Raw genomic sequence first — 4,405 nt, 5'->3', positions numbered from 1 at the left:
AAAGAATGGCACCAACCATAACTATGATTGGTGCCAAAGAAGACTCGTAGGGTGAATACCCCAACATTTGACAGAGAGCCTTTTTTGTATTCACTCATGTATACAATATTTTTCATGAATACTCATTGTATAAATGCTTAACTTTAGGTATGATATTGATGTAATAGTTCTTTTTAGTTAGGATGGTGTATGCGATGACAAGTGTAGCAGCGAAACACGCAAGAGGAAAAAAATTAAAAGATGTAATCTTTGTAACTGCAGGACAGGCGGCGGAAGATACAAAATTAAATGGTCGTGAAAATGTAGTAAATGGTACTTTGGGTGCTATTTATGATGAAGAAGGTAATTTAGTATTCTTAAAAACTGTAAAAGAAGAATATTTAAATTTATCTGACACCGAACATATTGGATATGCCCCTATTGCAGGGATTCCACAATATTTGGAATGTGCTGAAAAAGAATGCTTTGGTGATTCTCGTCCTGACGGCTTTATTCGTAGCATCGCAACCACTGGTGGTACAGGCGGTATTCATCATTTGGTACATAACTATACTGAACCTGGTGATGAAGTATTAACTGCAGATTGGTACTGGGGTGCATATCGTATTATTTGTAGTGATAATGGACGTACACTTGTTACATACTCTTTATTTGATGAACATAATAACTTTAATCATGATGCATTCCAACATCGTGTTAAGGAATTAGCTGCTAAACAAACAAATGTTGTTATCTTATTTAATACACCAGGTAATAATCCTACAGGATATTCTGTAGAGGATAAGGACTGGGATTCTATTCTTAGTTTCTTGAAAGAATTAGTTGCTATTGGTCGCAATAACGTCATCATTGGTATCGATGTGGCTTATTTGGATTATTCTGGTGAAAAAGAAGAAGTCCGCGCATTCTTTAAAAAGATGGGGCACTTACCAAAGGAAATCCTAGTTTGTGTATGTTATAGCTTATCTAAGGGCTTTACAATGTATGGTCAACGTGTTGGCGCTATGATTGGTATTTCTTCTGATGAAGAAATCGCCGATGAATTCTTAGAAGTGAATAAATCGACTAGTCGTGCAACCTGGTCTAATATTTGTCGTCCAGCAATGCGCGCTATGGCGAATATCGTTTCTGACCCTGATAAATTTAAGGCTTATGAGGACGAACGTAATTGTTATTATCAATTGATTCGCGATCGTGCAGATATCTTTAAACAAGAGGCAGCACAAGTGGGCTTACCTATGTTGCCATATCGAGGTGGTTTCTTTATTACTATACCAACTGATTCTGGTACCGCTATTTGTGAAGAACTAAAAAAAGAACATATTTATTGCATTGCGTTAGGCAATGGTATTCGTATCGCTGCATGTGGTATTCCTAAATTCCAAATGAAGGGATTAGCTGGAAAAATCTATGATGCAATGAAACGATTAGGCAAATTATAAAGAAATGAATTTAAAAAGGCACTTCAATTTGAAGTGCCTTTTAGTGTTAGTGAATGTCCTTACGTTCTTTAATTTCTTTATCTGCCTCTAACGCTAAGTTTTCAAGCGCTTTTTTAGGTGCTGTTCGTTCACCTGTTTTAGGATCAACAAATCCAACGCGATCTAAGGTATCTGTGATTTGTCCTTTAATAAAGCCTAAATAGATGTTATATAGCTCTTTCTTTTCGGCTAATTCTTCAGGTGTTAGTTCTTGACCTGATTTTTTCTTAGCTGCTAGTTCATTTATACGTTTTAATGTATCGTTAATATTGGTCATAATTGCCTCCTGTATTCTATATTAGAATAACATAATTTATTATAACATAGAACTTAATGAATACGTATGGTAAGATATAAATTGTACGAGTTCGTACTTTCACAGGTGAGAAAGGAGTTTATCGTGCGTGTTACGAAAGCAATTAAGGCAGAACAATTAGCATTATTAGAAGAGCATTATTTTGATGCTAAACCTGCTCTTAAATACACAAATGAATTTGAATTATTAGTCGCTGTTGTGTTATCTGCACAGTGCACAGATGAGAGGGTTAACATTGTTACAAAACGATTGTTCCCTGCATTAAATCATCCGGCTAAGATGCTAGAGGTTGGTGTTACAAAACTAGAAGCTCTTATCAAGGATTGTGGTTTGTATAAATCAAAGGCGAAGAATTTGATTGCCACTTGTCATATATTGGTAGAACAATATCATGGAGAAGTGCCACGTGAATTTGATCAGCTCGTTGAATTACCCGGTGTAGGTCGAAAAACGGCAAACGTTGTGGTATCCGTATTATTCGGAACACCAGCTATTGCGGTGGATACACATGTATTCCGTGTAGCAAACCGATTGAAATTAGGTATTGCAAAGACGCCAGAAGAAATGGAACAAAAATTGCAAAAGGCTATACCAAAAGAGAAGTGGTCTGCAGCTCATCATTGGCTGATTTATCATGGACGACGTGTTTGTAAAGCTCGTAAGCCTCTATGTGAAACTTGTTTTTTACATCATCTTTGTCCGTCAGCAGGAAAGGTTTAATATGAAAAAGAATAATGAAGAACTAATTGCCCTTTGTGCTCAATATGGCATAGAAGGTATTGATATCGTCAACGAATTAATGCGTTTTAAAGTATTAGATCAATTGCTTTCTAGCAATGCGAATTCTCGTGAATGGGGTGTTACACCAGAGGACTTATATGGATTAGCTGAGAAATCTACGGTGGAATCCTTTGGACCTATTCCATATGATGTAAATACCTTTCGTGCATTGTACGGCCCTTCATTTACGGTAGAACTCTTTGATTTTATTAGTGATACTGGAATTCTAGATGGTCTTGATGTAGGAACTATATGGGAAACGCCTGTTCGTGAAAGTATAGAAAGTCATAGTAAAACTGGAGAGCTCGTCTTATATGCGTATGTAGAAGAATACGCTGGCATGATAGAAGAAATTTTACAATCTTATGAGGATAAAAAGGTTGTCCTCTATACAGCATCTCCCGTATGTTATAGCATTATCTCTCGATTGTATCCAATGGCTCAGATTATTAATCAATGGCCTCATCGTAGCTATTTTGACCATATCTTTACAGGTACGGTTGGTATGTTCCAATCCTCTGAAGATATTGTAGAAGAGGTAGCTAATGGTTTGCATAATTTAGTTCCAGAAGGGACGGCTCAATTGTTCTTACCAGCAACGATGGCACAAAATCAATTGGGATTGAATAATATGGCATTACAATTCTTTTTGAACCAAAAACGTGTAGAATCTATTCGTGAATGGACTCCCCTTGGGGCTTATGAAATCATTTATGGTAAATATGATGTTAAAAAGATGCGTGTAGGCCTTCGTGAACGAGTTGGTGATGACTGGAAAGCTATTAATTATATTCCATTGCCTCATGGCGTCTTTGCTCAATTACCGGTATTTACTGTATTAAACTACGGTTTGTCTTTACGTTCTATTTTATTGCCTGGCGGTCAAACTGATGTAGCTTTAGGTCAGGATGGCATTTATTGTATAGATAGTCGTGTTTCAGAACTAGGACGTGCGGCACTTCGTGAAAATGGAGCGTATTACTTAGCTTTTACCCGCTATAGTGACCATGTAGAGGTGTCTATGGGTACAGAAGCACCTAGTACGGGTGTATATTGGATGTTCCCTGATGTAGAATTGGCATATATGTGGTATACATATTTCTCTAGCACAATTGGGCAAACCTTAATGCAAGAGATTTCTATGCTCGTTCAAACAGAAGAATCCTTCGGCTATATGCTTAGCAGCGTACGTCGCCGTGTACTCGATGTAAATGATGAATCGCTACTAGTTAATGCGGCCAAAAATATTGATGAAGCGTATAAAGAGACTATCAAATCTGCACGAGCATCATGGCAAGAAAATATGAATTCTTTGGGTGCTGACGTAATGCCTCCGACGACATCCATCGATATTGAAGACTACAGTGACTATAAAAAATAATTGTCAATATAGGTAATTTGGTTTACAATATATCGTATCGATTTAGAACTACATAATTTGACACATAGTGTACACTGTAATTAGGTGAGGAGGGAGGTAACAATGGCTGTTATTAATTTCGAAATTTTCAAAGTTATCGGCACATTATCAGAAGATAAAGATGGCTGGAAAAAACAACTTACATGCACAAGCTGGGGGAAATATAATCCTAAATTTGATCTTCGTGCTTGGGATAGCGAATATACAAGTATGAAAAAAGGGATTACTCTTTCCTTGGAAGAATTGATTGCATTACGCGATCTTTTGAATGAAAGTGATTTAGAAACTATCTTAGCGGAAGCAATTGAAGAAAAACAGGCTTCTAAAGAGTAGTGTAAGAGTATAATACATTTGTGACAAGTGAATAAAAAATGAGAAGGAACTCTGTTATAATGAAGTTGCTTAATC

Annotated in this window: 5 protein-coding genes; 4 read left to right on the top strand and 1 reads right to left on the bottom strand. The window is 36.7% G+C overall.

Annotated elements, in window-relative coordinates:
- The first annotated feature begins 194 nt into the window (after positions 1-194).
- Positions 195-1,442 carry an aminotransferase class I/II-fold pyridoxal phosphate-dependent enzyme gene (locus HMPREF1504_RS00990; RefSeq protein ID WP_005376127.1) on the top strand — a complete coding sequence of 416 codons (1,248 nt, stop codon included), beginning with the start codon at positions 195-197 and terminating at the stop codon, positions 1,440-1,442.
- Between the two features lie 46 nt (positions 1,443-1,488).
- Here HMPREF1504_RS00990 and HMPREF1504_RS00985 read toward each other — a convergent pair whose 3' ends face one another.
- Positions 1,489-1,758 carry a DUF896 domain-containing protein gene (locus HMPREF1504_RS00985; RefSeq protein WP_038122712.1) on the bottom strand — a complete coding sequence of 90 codons (270 nt, stop codon included), beginning with the start codon at positions 1,756-1,758 and terminating at the stop codon, positions 1,489-1,491.
- A 123-nt stretch (positions 1,759-1,881) separates the two neighbouring features.
- Between HMPREF1504_RS00985 and nth the strand changes: the two genes are divergently transcribed.
- The 3 genes from nth to HMPREF1504_RS00970 all read left to right on the top strand — a co-directional run bounded on the left by nth (position 1,882) and on the right by HMPREF1504_RS00970 (position 4,330).
- On the top strand, positions 1,882-2,517 hold the full coding sequence (gene nth / locus HMPREF1504_RS00980) for an endonuclease III (RefSeq protein ID WP_005376356.1): 636 nt from the start codon (positions 1,882-1,884) through the stop codon (positions 2,515-2,517).
- 1 nt (position 2,518) lies between these two features.
- Entirely contained in the window at positions 2,519-3,958 is a 1,440-nt protein-coding gene (locus HMPREF1504_RS00975) for a hypothetical protein (protein ID WP_038122709.1), read from the top strand.
- 102 nt (positions 3,959-4,060) lie between these two features.
- Positions 4,061-4,330: a YdbC family protein gene (locus tag HMPREF1504_RS00970; RefSeq protein ID WP_005376370.1), complete on the top strand. Its 270-nt coding sequence runs from the start codon at positions 4,061-4,063 to the stop codon at positions 4,328-4,330.
- Positions 4,331-4,405: the final 75 nt, after the last annotated feature.

Origin of the sequence: Veillonella sp. ICM51a (assembly GCF_000524355.1) — a bacterium.
Lineage (GTDB): Bacteria > Bacillota > Negativicutes > Veillonellales > Veillonellaceae > Veillonella > Veillonella atypica.
This window is presented reverse-complemented; position numbering and strand designations above follow the sequence as displayed.